The 13,041-nt window shown below is 69.1% G+C and carries 10 protein-coding genes; 4 read left to right on the top strand and 6 right to left on the bottom strand.

The window, feature by feature from the left end; genetic code table 11:
• Window positions 1-229 precede the first annotated feature (229 nt).
• The 3 genes from ACUTR7_RS12440 to ACUTR7_RS12430 all read left to right on the top strand — a co-directional run bounded on the left by ACUTR7_RS12440 (window position 230) and on the right by ACUTR7_RS12430 (window position 5,158).
• Window positions 230-1,564, top strand: a complete 1,335-nt coding sequence (locus tag ACUTR7_RS12440) for an SPFH domain-containing protein (RefSeq protein WP_013801155.1) — start codon at window positions 230-232, stop codon at window positions 1,562-1,564.
• A 3-nt stretch (window positions 1,565-1,567) separates the two neighbouring features.
• The gene (locus ACUTR7_RS12435) at window positions 1,568-3,040 is read left to right on the top strand and encodes a hypothetical protein (protein ID WP_099733062.1); all 1,473 of its coding nucleotides are present in this window, start codon (window positions 1,568-1,570) and stop codon (window positions 3,038-3,040) included.
• A gap of 471 nt (window positions 3,041-3,511) precedes the next feature.
• Complete coding sequence (locus ACUTR7_RS12430; protein ID WP_192366349.1) at window positions 3,512-5,158, top strand: acyl-CoA synthetase; 1,647 nt, start codon at window positions 3,512-3,514, stop codon at window positions 5,156-5,158.
• Window positions 5,159-5,185: 27 nt separating this feature from the next.
• Here ACUTR7_RS12430 and ACUTR7_RS12425 read toward each other — a convergent pair whose 3' ends face one another.
• The 3 genes from ACUTR7_RS12425 to ACUTR7_RS12415 are packed head-to-tail and all read right to left on the bottom strand — an operon-like array spanning window position 5,186 to window position 6,602.
• Window positions 5,186-5,521 (bottom strand): SMR family transporter, encoded by a 336-nt coding sequence (locus ACUTR7_RS12425; protein ID WP_012206837.1) that lies wholly within the window; start codon window positions 5,519-5,521, stop codon window positions 5,186-5,188.
• A 2-nt stretch (window positions 5,522-5,523) separates the two neighbouring features.
• On the bottom strand, window positions 5,524-6,330 hold the full coding sequence (gene map / locus ACUTR7_RS12420) for a type I methionyl aminopeptidase (protein ID WP_445608939.1): 807 nt from the start codon (window positions 6,328-6,330) through the stop codon (window positions 5,524-5,526).
• A complete protein-coding gene (locus ACUTR7_RS12415) occupies window positions 6,327-6,602 on the bottom strand; it encodes a ParD-like family protein (protein WP_012206835.1) in 276 nt (91 codons plus the stop codon). The genes map and ACUTR7_RS12415 overlap by 4 nt, the downstream gene beginning before the upstream one ends.
• 397 nt (window positions 6,603-6,999) lie before the next feature.
• On the opposite strand from ACUTR7_RS12415, the gene ACUTR7_RS12410 reads away from it, so the two are divergent.
• Window positions 7,000-8,322 (top strand): NAD(P)/FAD-dependent oxidoreductase, encoded by a 1,323-nt coding sequence (locus ACUTR7_RS12410; protein WP_016447575.1) that lies wholly within the window; start codon window positions 7,000-7,002, stop codon window positions 8,320-8,322.
• A 16-nt stretch (window positions 8,323-8,338) separates the two neighbouring features.
• Here the strand turns inward: ACUTR7_RS12410 and ACUTR7_RS12405 are convergent, their stop codons facing one another.
• The 3 genes from ACUTR7_RS12405 to ACUTR7_RS12395 form a co-directional block, all read right to left on the bottom strand.
• Window positions 8,339-9,982: a phospholipase D family protein gene (locus ACUTR7_RS12405; protein WP_445608938.1), complete on the bottom strand. Its 1,644-nt coding sequence runs from the start codon at window positions 9,980-9,982 to the stop codon at window positions 8,339-8,341.
• A gap of 23 nt (window positions 9,983-10,005) precedes the next feature.
• Window positions 10,006-11,235, bottom strand: a complete 1,230-nt coding sequence (gene gltS, locus ACUTR7_RS12400) for a sodium/glutamate symporter (RefSeq protein WP_012206832.1) — start codon at window positions 11,233-11,235, stop codon at window positions 10,006-10,008.
• A gap of 137 nt (window positions 11,236-11,372) precedes the next feature.
• Complete coding sequence (locus ACUTR7_RS12395) at window positions 11,373-13,007, bottom strand: alkaline phosphatase D family protein (protein ID WP_013801162.1); 1,635 nt, start codon at window positions 13,005-13,007, stop codon at window positions 11,373-11,375.
• Window positions 13,008-13,041: the final 34 nt, after the last annotated feature.

The following is a 13,041-nucleotide window of genomic DNA, read 5'->3' as shown; positions in this document are numbered from 1 at the left end:
AGGCCGCCGTGGCGGTGTTCGCGGGATTATCTCGGCCCTGCGCCGGCCCGGGTGTGAGTTTTTCTTCCGGGGCCGGAGCGTTTGCGCCGCCGGTGTGAGCGCTTTGGTCCGTGCGCTGCGTTGTTGCTTCCGGGGGAGATCCGAACAATCGGTCCTCAATGAGCCACCCCTGTTTCCGGTGCCTCAGAAACAGCCAACAACAGCCATCACAGCCGAGAGAGAGAACACCATGAAAGCCACCTGGAACCGCATCATGCAGGCCCTGACGGGCCGCAAGTCCGCCCGTCTGGACGAAGCCGGCACTGCCGCGCCCGCAGCCGGGTCCGATGCTGCAACGCTGCCGGGCAACGCGCCCCGCCGCCAGCCCGTGGACTGGGCGGTCCTGCTGCCCACGGCACGTACCGTGCGCTGGTTGGCCATCGGCGCCGTGGTGGTGGCGGCAGGTCTGGTGGTGGTGCGCAACCCGCCCGTGCAGCACCTGGAGCAGGGCACGCTGGGCGTGCGCCTGAACCAGTTCACAGGCTCCGTCAGCCTGTGGCGCGATGGCAGCGTGTGGGTGGTGCCGGGCCTGCACACGGTGCGCGTGTTCTCCCTGCGCGACCAGAGCTACCGCCCGGAGGCCATGCGCCAGGCCAATGGCAGCGCACCCCTGCAGTCGGTCGAGGGCCTGTCCCTGGGTCTGGACCTGAACGTGCGCTATGCGCTCGATCCCGCATCGCCCGCCGTCAAGGCCGGCAACCTGCCTCTGGACATAGGCGGCGACATCGTGGAGCCCGCCGTGCAGGGCCTGGTCTACAAGGTGTTTGCGCGCTACACCGTGCGCGAAATCTTCTCGACCAAGCGTGCCGAGATCGCCCAGATCATGGAGACCGAACTGCGCACGCGCCTGGCGGCCGACGGCGTCACGCTGCGCAGCATCCAGATCGGCAAGGTGGACCTGCCCGCCGAGTACCGCCGCGGCATGGACAGCCTGCTGGCCGAGGAGCTGGCCTCGGAGAAGATGCGCTACACGCTGGAACTCAAGGACAAGCGCGTCAAGGAAACCGAGCTGGATGCCAATGCCGACAAGGTGCGCCGCGAAGTGGCCGCCGAAGCCGCCGCCCGCGAGCAGGTGATTGCGGCGCGTGCCCAGGAAGAGGCCATGAAGCATGTGCTGCCCTTCAAGCAGCGCCAGATCGAGCAGCGCCAGCTGGAGGCCGAGGCCGAGCGCGTGGCCCGCGTGAAAGCCGCCGAGGGCAGCGCCCAGGCCCGCCGCATCGAGGCCAATGGCGAAGCCGATGCACGCCAGAAGCTGGCCGAGGCCGAGGCCTTCCGCATGGACCGCCTGGGCAAGGTCAACGCCGAGCAGATGGCGCGCGAGGGCACCCTGGTCACGCGCTACCCGCTGCTCATCCAGAAGACGCTGGCCGACAAGCTTTCGGACAAGATCCAGGTCATCATCGCGCCCCCGCCGACCAATGGCGACTTCATCGGCGCGGCCCTGCTGGGCGGCAGCCGCAATGCACAGGCCGGCGCAGCCTCCGTGGCGGCCGAAGATGCCAACGCAGCCGTTCAGGAGCAATAAGCCATGCTGACCGTATCGACCTTGGCCGCCGCAGCGCTGGCCACCGGCATGGGCAGCGCCATCGTGGTGCAGGACCAGGCCAGCCTGCGCGCCGCGCCGCGCGATGGCGCCCAGCAGCAGGCCAGCCTGTGGCAGGGAGAGGTGCTGGAGATCAGGGGCGAACGCCTGGACTACCTCCAGGTCTGGGACCACAAGCGCGAGCGCGGCGGCTTCATCCGCGCCGGCGATGTGCGCCGCGTGGCCATGACCGAGGCCGATGCCCCCGCCTTGCTGGCCGTGCTGCGCTTCGTGCAGGACACGCCCGGTGCCGAGGCGCTGGGCATCGGCCTGGTGGCCGCCTACCTGCAGGCTGCGCCCGCCAGGACCCTGGCCGGCGCCGAAGGCGCGCAGGCCTTCGACGCACTGGGCGGCTTTGCCGACCGGCTGGCGCGGCGCGCCTCCGCTGCGGCGCCCGGCAAGGCCTCGGGCGCCACGCTGTCGGCCCACCTGGATGTGGCCAACGGCTACGGCCTGCGCTTTGCGACCTATGAGGTCGAAGGCCGCATGCAGGTCTGCTATGAAGGCGAATTCTTCCGCCGCGTGCTGGCCATGCCCGCCGCCGACGCGCCGCAGCGCGCCCGCGCCGCCCTGGCGCTGACAAGGCCCGAATGCGTGGACCCCGATCTGCCGGCCCATGAGCGCGCCCGCATGCATGCCTGGCAGGCCGATGTGCTGGAGCGCGTGGACGTGACCGGCCTGCCGCCCTACCTGCGCGGCCGCGTGCAGATGCGCCGCGCCAGCGTGTGGGCGGCGCTGGCCTTTCAGCAGGCGCGCAAGAGCATGGCCGACCCTGCCGTGGCGGCATCGGCCGCCCGGGCGCTTGCCGAGTTCACGGGCGTCAGCAAGTCCGAGCTGCCCGATGAAGACCAGAGCGCCTACAACGACGCGGCCATGCGGGTGAGCGCCGTGCGCTGGGCGCTGTCGCCTGTTGCTGCTGCGGCTCCTGCTGCCGGAGCCCGCCCGACGCTGCTGACCGAGCCCGGTGCTGCCGGCGAAACCTGCGTGCTGCTGGTGGACGCCCAGCACGGCGCCAAGGCCCCGCTGCTGCGCCGCTGCACCTATGGCGTGGTGTGGGCTGCATCGGCCAGCACCAACCGCGAGGGCACGGCCGTGGCCCTGGCCGTGCAGCCGCTGGAAGGCTGGCGCGAACTGTGGGTGCTGCGCAAGACCGAAGGCGGCTGGCTGGCCGACGTGCTGCCCCCGGCCGCCACCGCCCCGGAGACCGGCGTGGCCGAATGGGCGGGCTGGGTGCCTGGCGGCCAGCTGATGCTGGTGGCGCGCGAGGCCCGTGGCCAGGGCCGCTACCGCAAGAGCTTCGAGGTGGTGCGGCTGGACGGCCTGGCCACCGAGCGCGTGACCGGCGATGTGTCTGCCCTGCCGCTGTTCCAGCGCTGGCAGGACCCGGCCTGGAAGCGCCAGTCCCTGAGCCTGCGCTGAAGCAAAAAAAAGCCTGCACCGGTGGGGTGCAGGCTCGTCTCCAACGATGCCTGGAGCGTTGCCAGGCGACTCCTCTAGGAACTCCTTGTTCGCCTTCCAGCGGTGCTGGCCGGCGAATCCAAGCGGCGATTCTACGAGTGAAGCCGAGGCCGTGCGGCCGAGTCATCTGATAAATGATGTCTTATAGAGGACTGTGGTTGTGCAGTCGCCTGGGGGACAGTCGGGGGCGCGCCTGCAGGCAGGTCAAGTGATTGTTCTGCATAAGTATTTTCAATTTCCATGAAATTCTGAAAGTTGTGATGCCCTGCAAAGACCATGCATGCCGCTTTGGTTATCCGGGCCTGTGCGGTGGCGAGCCGGATGGATGCGCATCAAGCTTGTGTAAGCCTGTCTTGCTATATCTTCAGGTTTCGCCAGCCTGCGGCGGCAGGCGGGCATCTCACCAGAAAACCCAGCGAACCGGAGACCACGATGACCCACATTTACGACCAGCATCTGGAGCGCAACAGCGCCAACCATGCGCCGCTCAGCCCCTTGGGCTTCATCGCCCGCACGGCCGAGGTCTATCCCGAGCGGCTGGCCGTGGTCCACGGCACGCTGCGCCGCAGCTGGGGCGAGACCTATGCGCGCTGCCGCCAGCTGGCCAGCAGCCTGCACAAGGCGGGCGTGGGCAAGAACGACACCGTGGCCGTGATGCTGCCCAATACGCCGCCCATGGTGGAGGCGCATTTCGGCGTGCCCATGGCGGGGGCCGTGCTCAATGCGCTGAACACGCGGCTGGATGCGGAAACCATTGCATTCATGCTGGACCACGGCGAGGCCAAGGTGCTGATCGTGGACCCGGAGTTCACGGGCGTGGTGGCCAAGGCGCTGAAGCTGCGCCAGCGCAGCGCGCCGCTGCTGGTGATCCAGGTCGAGGACGCGCTGTACGGACCGGCCGCCGAGCAGGTGGGCAGCCTGGACTACGACGACTTCGTGGCCGGTGGCGATGCCGGTTTCGACTGGCAGCTGCCTGCCGACGAGTGGGACGCCATTGCGCTGAACTACACCAGCGGCACCACGGGCAACCCCAAGGGCGTGGTCTACCACCACCGGGGTGCGGCCATCAATGCCATCAGCAATGTGCTGGAGTGGGACATGCCCAAGCACGCCGTTTACCTGTGGACCCTGCCCATGTTCCATTGCAACGGCTGGTGCTTTCCGTGGACGGTGGCGGCACGCGCGGGGGTCAATGTCTGCCTGCGCAGGGTGGAGGCGCAGGCCATCTTCGACGCCATCCGCAACCACGGCGTCACGCATTACTGCGGCGCGCCCATCGTGCATGGCCTGCTGGTCAACGCGCCGGCCGCCATGAAGGAGGGTGTGCCCGCCGGAGTCAAGGCCATGGTGGCAGGCGCGGCGCCACCGGCGTCGATGATCGAGGGCATGGAGCAGCTGGGCTTCGACATCACTCATGTCTACGGCCTGACCGAGGTCTATGGCCCGGCCACGGTCTGCGCCAAGCACGCGGCCTGGGATGCGCTGGACATCGGCGAACGGGCGCGCCTCAATTCCCGCCAGGGCGTGCGCTACCACCTGCAGCGCTCGGCCAGCGTGCTCGATCCGGAGACCATGGAGCCCGTGCCCCATGACGGCCAGACCATGGGCGAGATCATGTTCCAGGGCAACATCGCCATGAAGGGCTACCTGAAGAACCCGCAGGCCACGGACGAGGCCTTCCGCGGCGGCTGGTTCCACACGGGCGACCTGGCCGTGCAGCATCCGGACGGCTATATACAGATCAAGGACCGCAGCAAGGACATCATCATCTCGGGCGGGGAGAACATCTCGTCCATCGAGGTCGAGGACGTGCTCTACCGCCACCCGGCCGTGCTGGCCGCCGCCGTGGTGGCCAAGCCCGATCCCAAGTGGGGCGAGACGCCCTGCGCCTTCATCGAGCTGAAGGCCGGCGCGCAGACCACGGCCGAAGACATCGTGGCCCACTGCAAGAAGCACCTGGCCGGCTACAAGGTGCCGCGCGCCGTGGTCTTTGGCGAACTGCCCAAGACCAGCACGGGCAAGATCCAGAAGTTCGAGCTGCGCCGGCAGGCCGGATCGGTCCAGGCCATCACGGGCTGATGGTCGGGCCGCAGCGCGGGCAGCGGCTCAGTGTCCGGCCGTCTTGGAAAACAGCTGGATGACCAGCACGCCCGCCACGATCAGGCCCATGCCCGCCAGCGCGGGCAGGTCCAGCGTCTGGCCCTGCCAGAGCCATCCGACCAGGGAGATCAGCACGATGCCCGCGCCGGACCAGATCGCATAGGCCACGCCCGTGGGCACGGTGCGCAGCGTCAGCGACAGGAAGTAGAAGGCCAGCGCGTAGCCCAGGACCGTGACCACGCTGGGCCACAGCCGCGTGAAGCCTTCGGACTGCTTGAGGCAGGACGTGGCCGCCACCTCGGCGACGATGGCCAGGCCCAGGTACAGGTAGTTGGACGCCATGCTCAGATGGCCGCGTAGCTGCCCGTGCCCTCGGGCCAGCGCGTGAGCACGTCGAAGCCCGTGTCGGTCACCACCACCATGTGCTCCCACTGGGCGGACAGCGACTTGTCGTTGGTGATCACCGTCCAGCCGTCGGCCAGTTCGCGCGTGGCCGCCTTGCCGGCGTTGAGCATGGGCTCGATGGTGAAGATCATGCCGGCCTCCAGCACCATGCCCTGGCCGGGCTGGCCGTAATGCAGCACCTGAGGGTCGTCGTGGTAGACCTTGCCGATGCCGTGGCCGCAGTACTCGCGCACCACGCTGAAGCGCTCGCGCTGGGCCACGGTCTGGATGGCATGGCCGATGTCGCCCAGCGTGGCGCCGGGGCGCACGGCGCGGATGCCGGCCAGCAGGGCCTCGTAGGTGGTCTCCACCAGGCGGCGCGCCTGGTTGGAGGGCTGGCCCACGAAGTACATGCGGCTGGTGTCGCCGATCCAGCCCTCGGGCGTGGTCACGGCCACATCGACATTGAGGATGTCGCCCTCGCGCAGGATCTGCCGGGCGTCGGGAATGCCGTGGCAGACCACGTGGTTGGGCGAGGTGCAGACCGTCTTCGGAAAGCCGTGGTAGCCCACATTGGTGGGCACGCAGCGCAGTTCATCGACGATGAAGTCATGGCAGAGCTTGTCCAGGTGCTCGGTGCTGACGCCCGGCTGCACGTGGGGCACCAGCATCTGCAGGACGCGGGCGGCCAGGCCACCGGCCTTGCGTGATTGCCCGATATCGAGGGCATCGTGCAGCGGGACGCTGCGCAGCTTGGCGCCCCTCATTGCAGGCCTCCCGACAGGCGCACGGGGCGCGGGCGGCGTGCTGCCGTATCGGCGGGAGCCGGTGCCGCCTCGGGCTCGCCCAGCTTCAGCGTGGCCGCGGCCTCTTGCAGCAGCAGGGCGCAGATGCCTGCGTAGTCGAGATGGGGATGGTGTTCGGCCAGCTGGCCGACACGCAGCCAATGCTCGGCCTGGGCGTTGATGGATCGACCCAGGGCCGCGCTGGACAGGCGGATCTGGTCGTGCAATTGGTCGGATATTTTGACGATTCCCATGGGGTGGCGATCATACGGGGAATATACGTTTCGTATATTGACAATCGCAAATCGCGGGCCCGGAGGCGGGGCATTCGTGCAGGCCTGCAGATGCAGGTCGTCATGTCGTCGGCAATGCTGCGTGACGGACGGGGCGGATGCTCTTGTGTTGATAGCGCAATGATCACGTCCGGCTGGCCATCCGGCAGAGACAATGTTTTTCCTGCAGCGCGGTCCTGTACAAGACTGGGCCTTGCGCGATCGGCGGTCTTCTATCAGATATCTGTTGCAGATCTGGGGCTTACCCCTAGCAAGTCGCCTGCTACCCAAACTGACAAGAATCAAGACTGTCTGGAAGCGAATGTCCTGCAAGCCGGCGCATGGTGCGGCCGGCCGGGCCTTCCGGCAGGGAGCAGCAATGGGCAAGGAACAAGAAGCGGGTTCGGCAACGGGATCGGGCGGGGCGCGCATCGTCGTCGTGGGCGGTGGCGTGGCGGGGCTGGAGATTGCCACGGCGCTGGGCAAGGGGCGCACGGGGGCCATCGGCTCGGTGACCCTGGTGGACAGCGATTCGGCCCATGTCTGGAAGCCCATGCTGCACACCATTGCAGCCGGCACGCGCGACCTGGCCCAGCAGCAGACCACCTACCTGGCCCAGGCCAGCGACGCCAGCTTTGCCTACCAGCCCGGCGAAATGTGCGGCCTGGACCGCGAGGCGCGCGAGGTGCTGCTGGCCCCCATCGAGGCGCCCGATGGCCGCGAGATCGTGCCGGGCCGGCGCATTGCCTACGACCGGCTGGTGATCGCCGTGGGCAGCGGCGCCAATGATTTCGGCACACCGGGCGTGGACGAGCACTGCTTCATGATCGACTCGCGCCGCAAGGCCGATGCCTTCAACAGCGAGATCCGCCTGCGCATGGTGCGCTGCATGACCAGCGGCGAGCAGTTGCGCGTGGCCATCGTGGGCGGCGGCGCCACGGGCGTGGAGCTGGCGGCCGAGCTGGTGCAGCTGGCCGAGAGCGCCCGCGCCTACGGCGCGCTGGGCGAGGCCGCGCGCTTCGGCATCGTGCTGATCGAGGCCGGGCCGCGCCTGCTGCCCGGTTTTCCTGAAGAGATTTCCGAAGCCACGCGCCTGCGCCTGCAGGCCCTGGGCGTTTCGGTGATCGTCAACGGCCGCGTGCAGTCGGCCAGCGAAGAGGGGTTTGTGCTGGCCAGCGGCGAGTTCGTCCCCGCAGGCCTGCGTGTCTGGGCAGCGGGCGTGAAGGCCCCGGCCTTCCTGGCGCAGCTGGGACTGGAGACCACGCAAGGCAACCAGCTCAAGGTCAACGGCCAGCTGCAGACCAGCGACCCCCATGTCTACGCCGTGGGGGATTGCGCCAGCTTCACCCTGCCCGGCGCCAGCGTGCCGCTGCCGCCCACCGCCCAGGTGGCGCACCAGCAGGCCCGCTATCTGGTGGAGACGCTGCCGCGCCTGCTGAAGGAGCCGGGTTTCCGTCCCGAAGGCTTTGCCTACCGCGACTTTGGCGCCCTGGTGTCATTGGCCCATTACGACGCCTATGGATCGCTGGGCAAATTCGGCCTGTTCAACGGCGGCGTGATCCGCGGGCGCATGGCCATGCTGAGCCACATCATGCTGTACCGCTCGCACCAGGCCCGCATCTACGGCTTTTGGCGCGGCGGGCTGCTGTGGCTGATCGATTTGATGAATTCGCGCCTGCGCCCGTCGATCCGGCTGGACTGAGCGGCCAGGCCCGGCATCAAAGCAGCCCCTCGATGGGCAGCCAGCCCAGCACGCGCAGCATCAGGCGCTTGAATGCACTGCTGCCGGGCTCGGTGGTGGTGGTGAGTGGCTCAGGCGGCGTGCCGCTTTCCGTGGTCCAGCTCAGGCGGCACTGTGCATCGATCTGCACGTGGTAGGCGGCGGACGGCAGGCTCTGGTCGAGCATGCGGCTCATCTGCGAAGCCATCTCGGGGCTGTCGATCAGCAGGCCCATCTCGGTGTTGAGGTGGGCCGAGCGCGGGTCGAAGTTGAACGAGCCCACGAAGATGCGCTCGCCATCGACCGCAAAAGTCTTCGCATGCAGGCTGGAGCCCGAGCTGCCGGGGCGGCTGCCCGAACCCACGCCCGCCTTCCCGCCCGACTTCCCGCCCGAGGACGCGGCGGGCGACGGTAGCCCTTGCCGGGGCACGCCTGCATCGGCGGCGGGCGTGTCCGGCTCGCCGATCTGGCGGCGCAGCTCATACAGCTGCACGCCTTCCTCGATCAGCGGGCGCCGGTACCGGGCATAGCCGGCGTGGACCACGGCCACGTCGGTCGCCTCCAGGCTGTTGGTGAGCACGCGCACGGCAATGCCCTGGCGGCGCAGGCCGGCCAGGGCGCGCACACCGGCCTCGGTGGGCACGAAGTAGGGCGAGACCAGGTCCAGCTGGCGCTGCGGCTGGCCGATGGCGGGTGCCAGCTGCGTGATCAGCAGCCCCTGCCTGGGCTCCTGGCCCAGCACCTTGGCCGGGTCGTCGCTGACCAGGGTGGCGCGGGCCCATTGCAGTGGCAGGCGGCCGGCCAGCAGCTCTTGCGTGAACGGGCTTTGCGCCACGGCGCGCCCATAGGCCTGGGCCTCGGGCCGCTGCACCTCGGTGGCCAGGGCCTCGCTGGCGCGCGCCACCGCATAGTCGGGCAGCGGCGGCAGCAGACTGGCCACGGGGTAGGCCGAGGCGCTGGCCCAGTACTGGTCGAACGAGTGCGCGATATCGGCCACCACCGGCCCCATGGCGACCACGTCCAGGTCGGCGAACAGCACGCCGTCGGTGGCTGCGAAGTACTCGTCGCCGATGTTGCGTCCACCCACGATGCTGGCCTGGCTGTCGGCCGTGAAGCTCTTGTTGTGCATGCGCCGCTGCGTGCGCGAGAAATCCGTCACATAGCCCAGCGCCTTGGGCGTGCGCTGCGCAAAGGGGTTGAACAGCCGCACCTCGATCTGCGGATGCCGGTCCAGCGCGCTGAGCTGCGTGTCCAGCCCCGCCGTGCCGCCGTCGTCCAGCAGCAGGCGCACGCGCACGCCCCGGTCGGCGGCCTGGCGCAGTTCGTCAAGCAGCAGGTGGCCCGTGGTGTCGTCTCGCCAGATGTAGTACTGCACATCCAGCGTGCGCTGGGCCACGCGGGCCAGCAGGGCACGCGCCGCGTAGGCGTTGCGTGCATCGGAAAGCGCGTGGATGCCGGTAAGCCCCGGATGCTGGTCCAGCAGCGGTGCCAGCGCCTGGCCCAGCAGCGTGGCCTGGGCGGCCTCGGGCGGCAGCGCCGTGGATTCGCTGCGGCCAGCCAGCGGCGGCAGGCTGCAGCCTGCCAGCAGCAGGGCCAGGACGAGCGCCTGGGTGGTGGCAAGGGCGCGGCGCAGCAGGGGCATGGTGCGTTCGGTGTTTGCGGTGGTCAGTGCAGCCAGCGGATGAACAGCTGGATCACCGTGGCATTGACGATGTCGACGAAGAAGGCGCCCACCATCGGCACGATGAGAAAGGCCTTGTGCGAGGGGCCGTACTGGTTGGTGATGGCCTGCATGTTGGCCACGGCCGTGGGCGTGGCACCCATGCCGAAACCGCAGTGGCCGGCGGCCAGCACGGCCGCATCGTAGTTGCTGCCCATGATGCGGAAGGTCACCAGCGCGGCATACAGGCCCATCACCAGGGTCTGGGCCGCCAGGATCACCATCAGCGGCGCCGCCAGCCCTGCCAGCTCCCACAGCTTGAGCGACAGCAGGGCCATGGCCAGGTAGATGGACAGCGAGGCATTGCCGAAGACGTCGATGGCCCGGTCGAATACCTGGAAGTGAAAGACATAGTCCAGCGTATTGCGGATCACGACGCCGCCTGCCAGCGCCCAGACGAAGGTGGGCAGGGAGAACAGGGTGCCGGCGGTGAACTGCGCCATGAACTCGGCAAAGCCCAGGCAGCCCGCGAACAGGGCCAGTGTTTCTATGGCCGCGCTGGTGGTGATCAGGCGCGTCTGCTCGGGGTTCTCGAAGCCGCCGTGGCTTGCACTTTCGCCCAGCGGGGGCTGTTTTTCGGGGGCGGCTGCGGGGTCGTGCACGGCAAGCCTGCGGCGCGTGATCAGGGCCTTGGCCAGCGGGCCGCCGATCAGGCCGCCGATCACCAGTCCGAAGGTGGCACAGGCAATGCCCAGCGTGACCGCGCCCTGGATCCCGTATTCGCGCTCGAAAACCTGGCCCCAGGCGCCTGCCGTGCCATGGCCGCCCGTCAGGGTGACGGAGCCTGCGATCAGCCCGAACAGCGGGTCGAGCCCGAGCATCGTGGCCAGGCTCACGCCCACCAGGTCCTGCAGGCCGATGAAGACGGCGACCACGGCCAGGAACAGCAGCAGCGAACGGCCGCCTTCGCGCAGCTTGGCGAAATTGGCGCTCAGGCCGATGGACGAGAAAAACACCAGCATGAAGGCCATCTGCAGCTCGCTGCTGAAGCTGAAGGTGTAGCCCAGGGTCTGGTTGAGCACGAACAGGGCGACGGCGACGACCAGACCGCCGGCCACGGGCTCGGGGATGTTGAATTCGCGCAGCAGGCGCAGGTGCTGCACCAGCCATTTGCCCAGCAAAAGGACGAGGGCGGCGAAGATCAGGGTGTAGTAGGCGCTGAAAGTCAGGTGCATGGCTTCCGTGTTCTGGTGGGCGGGGCAAGGCAGCTCACCATACGATAGGCGGCATGCCGGGGGGCGATGTCAGGATAGCCACTGATTCCGAGGCCTGCTGAAAGTGCCCTTCGGTCGTGCCCTGTGTCAGTGCCCTGTCAGCTGGCTACGGGGCCGGGCCGCCTGTCCTCGACGGTGAAGCGGGCCAGCGTGTAGATGCGGCTGTCGGCGCGCATGGGGTTGGCCACGGCACGCAGCTCGCTGGTCCAGCGTTCGGGCGTGATGTCTGCCAGGCCATAGCCGCGTTCCTCGCAGCGTGCGTACAGCACCTGCGGGTTGTGGGCGACGATGGCATCGACCTTGGCCTGTGTGGTGCCGCTGCGCGAGGTGATCGAGGTGCTGCAGAACTCGCTGGCCACGATGGGGTTGCGCCGTTCGGGCGCGGCCTCGGGATCGGCATGCACGGCACAGACGTAGTTCTGGTGCAGGTCGCCGCCCAGCAGCACGCTGTTGCGCGGCGTGGGCTGGGCGCCCGGCGTGAGGTGGCGCACCAGACGCTGGCGCGCGGCTGGGTAGCCGTCCCAGCTGTCCGTGGCCTGCGATCCCGAGGGCGGCCGGTGTGCCGACAGCAGGGTGGGCTGGGCCAGGATGCTCCAGCGCGGCCCCTCGCTGCCCTGGTGGCGTGCGTCCTCGGCCAGTTGGCGGTACAGCCACTGCTCCTGCGTCCAGCCCAGGAAGCTGCGCGCCGTGTCCGACAGGGCCGCACATTGCGCAGGGCGCACGCTGCCCTTGTCTGCCTCGCCCTCGATGCGGCAGGCCTGGGCGCTGCGGTACTGGCGGCCGTCCAGCAGATGCAGCCGGGCCAGCCGGCCCCATTGCAGGCTGCGGTACAGCTGCAGTCCGCCGCCGCCATGCGATGCCCCGGCGCCCGTCAGCGCGCTGGCACGCAGCGGCATGTTTTCGTAGAAGGCCTGCCAGGCGGCCATGCGCCGGGCCAGGAAACGCGCGGCATCGCCCTGGCCCTGGTCGCCCGCGTAGTTGTTCTCCACCTCATGGTCGTCCCAGCCCACGGACCAGTTGCACAGGGCGTGCGCGGCCTGCAGCAGCGGGTCGCTCTTGTGCAGGGCGTAGCGGTCGCGGTAGTCCTGCAGGGTCTGCGCGGCGCGCAGGTTGTGCGTGCGGGCCAGGCCCAGCGTCATGGCGGGCGTGGCGTATTCGTAGATGTAGTCGCCCAGGAAGATCACCAGGTCCGGCGCATCCTGCACCACCTGGCGCCAGGCCGCGTAGTAGCCGTGCTCCCAGCGCTGGCAGGAGGCATAGGCCAGGCGCAGGCGCTGCGGCATGCTGCCGGGGGCGGGCGCCGTGCGGCAGCGGCCCGTGCCGCTGACCGCCTGTCCCAGCATGAAGCGGTAGTGGTACCAGCGGTCGGGCGCCAGTCCTCCCACCTGCACATGCACGCCGTGGCCCCATTCGGGCTGGGCCATGGCCTCGCCGCTGCGCACGATCTGGCGGAACAGCGGGTCGTGCGCCAGCTCCCAGCGGATCTTGAGCGCAGGCATGGCCGTGGTGTCGGTCTCGCCCAGCTGGGCCAGCGGTGGCGTCAGCCGCGTCCACAGCAGCACGTTGTCGGGTTCGGGGTCGCCGCTGGCCACGCCCAGCGTGAAGGGGTTGTGCGCAGGCCGCTCGCCCAGCCGGGCCCAGGCAGGCAACTGGCCCAGCGCCGTGGCCAGGCCCGAGCCGACCAGAAACTGGCGCCGCGGTGCAGGGACGGAGGCGCTGAAGGGCAGGTGCATGGCGGTTCGGGGCAGGTGGCGCAAAAAAGCGGGG

Source organism: Delftia sp. NA_296.1 (assembly GCF_052692095.1).
Note: the sequence above shows the minus strand (reverse complement) of the source record. Positions and strands in the feature narration are given on the sequence as shown.

What these genes read in the sequence shown, in the direction of transcription:
- ACUTR7_RS12440 (WP_013801155.1), top strand. Translation starts at nt 230, where the DNA reads ATGAAAGCCACCTGGAACCGCATCATGCAGGCCCTGACGGGCCGCAAG.
- ACUTR7_RS12435 (WP_099733062.1), top strand. Translation starts at nt 1,568, where the DNA reads ATGCTGACCGTATCGACCTTGGCCGCCGCAGCGCTGGCCACCGGCATG.
- ACUTR7_RS12430 (WP_192366349.1), top strand. Translation starts at nt 3,512, where the DNA reads ATGACCCACATTTACGACCAGCATCTGGAGCGCAACAGCGCCAACCAT.
- ACUTR7_RS12425 (WP_012206837.1), bottom strand. Translation starts at nt 5,521, where the DNA reads ATGGCGTCCAACTACCTGTACCTGGGCCTGGCCATCGTCGCCGAGGTG.
- map (WP_445608939.1), bottom strand. Translation starts at nt 6,330, where the DNA reads ATGAGGGGCGCCAAGCTGCGCAGCGTCCCGCTGCACGATGCCCTCGAT.
- ACUTR7_RS12415 (WP_012206835.1), bottom strand. Translation starts at nt 6,602, where the DNA reads ATGGGAATCGTCAAAATATCCGACCAATTGCACGACCAGATCCGCCTG.
- ACUTR7_RS12410 (WP_016447575.1), top strand. Translation starts at nt 7,000, where the DNA reads ATGGGCAAGGAACAAGAAGCGGGTTCGGCAACGGGATCGGGCGGGGCG.
- ACUTR7_RS12405 (WP_445608938.1), bottom strand. Translation starts at nt 9,982, where the DNA reads ATGCCCCTGCTGCGCCGCGCCCTTGCCACCACCCAGGCGCTCGTCCTG.
- gltS (WP_012206832.1), bottom strand. Translation starts at nt 11,235, where the DNA reads ATGCACCTGACTTTCAGCGCCTACTACACCCTGATCTTCGCCGCCCTC.
- ACUTR7_RS12395 (WP_013801162.1), bottom strand. Translation starts at nt 13,007, where the DNA reads ATGCACCTGCCCTTCAGCGCCTCCGTCCCTGCACCGCGGCGCCAGTTT.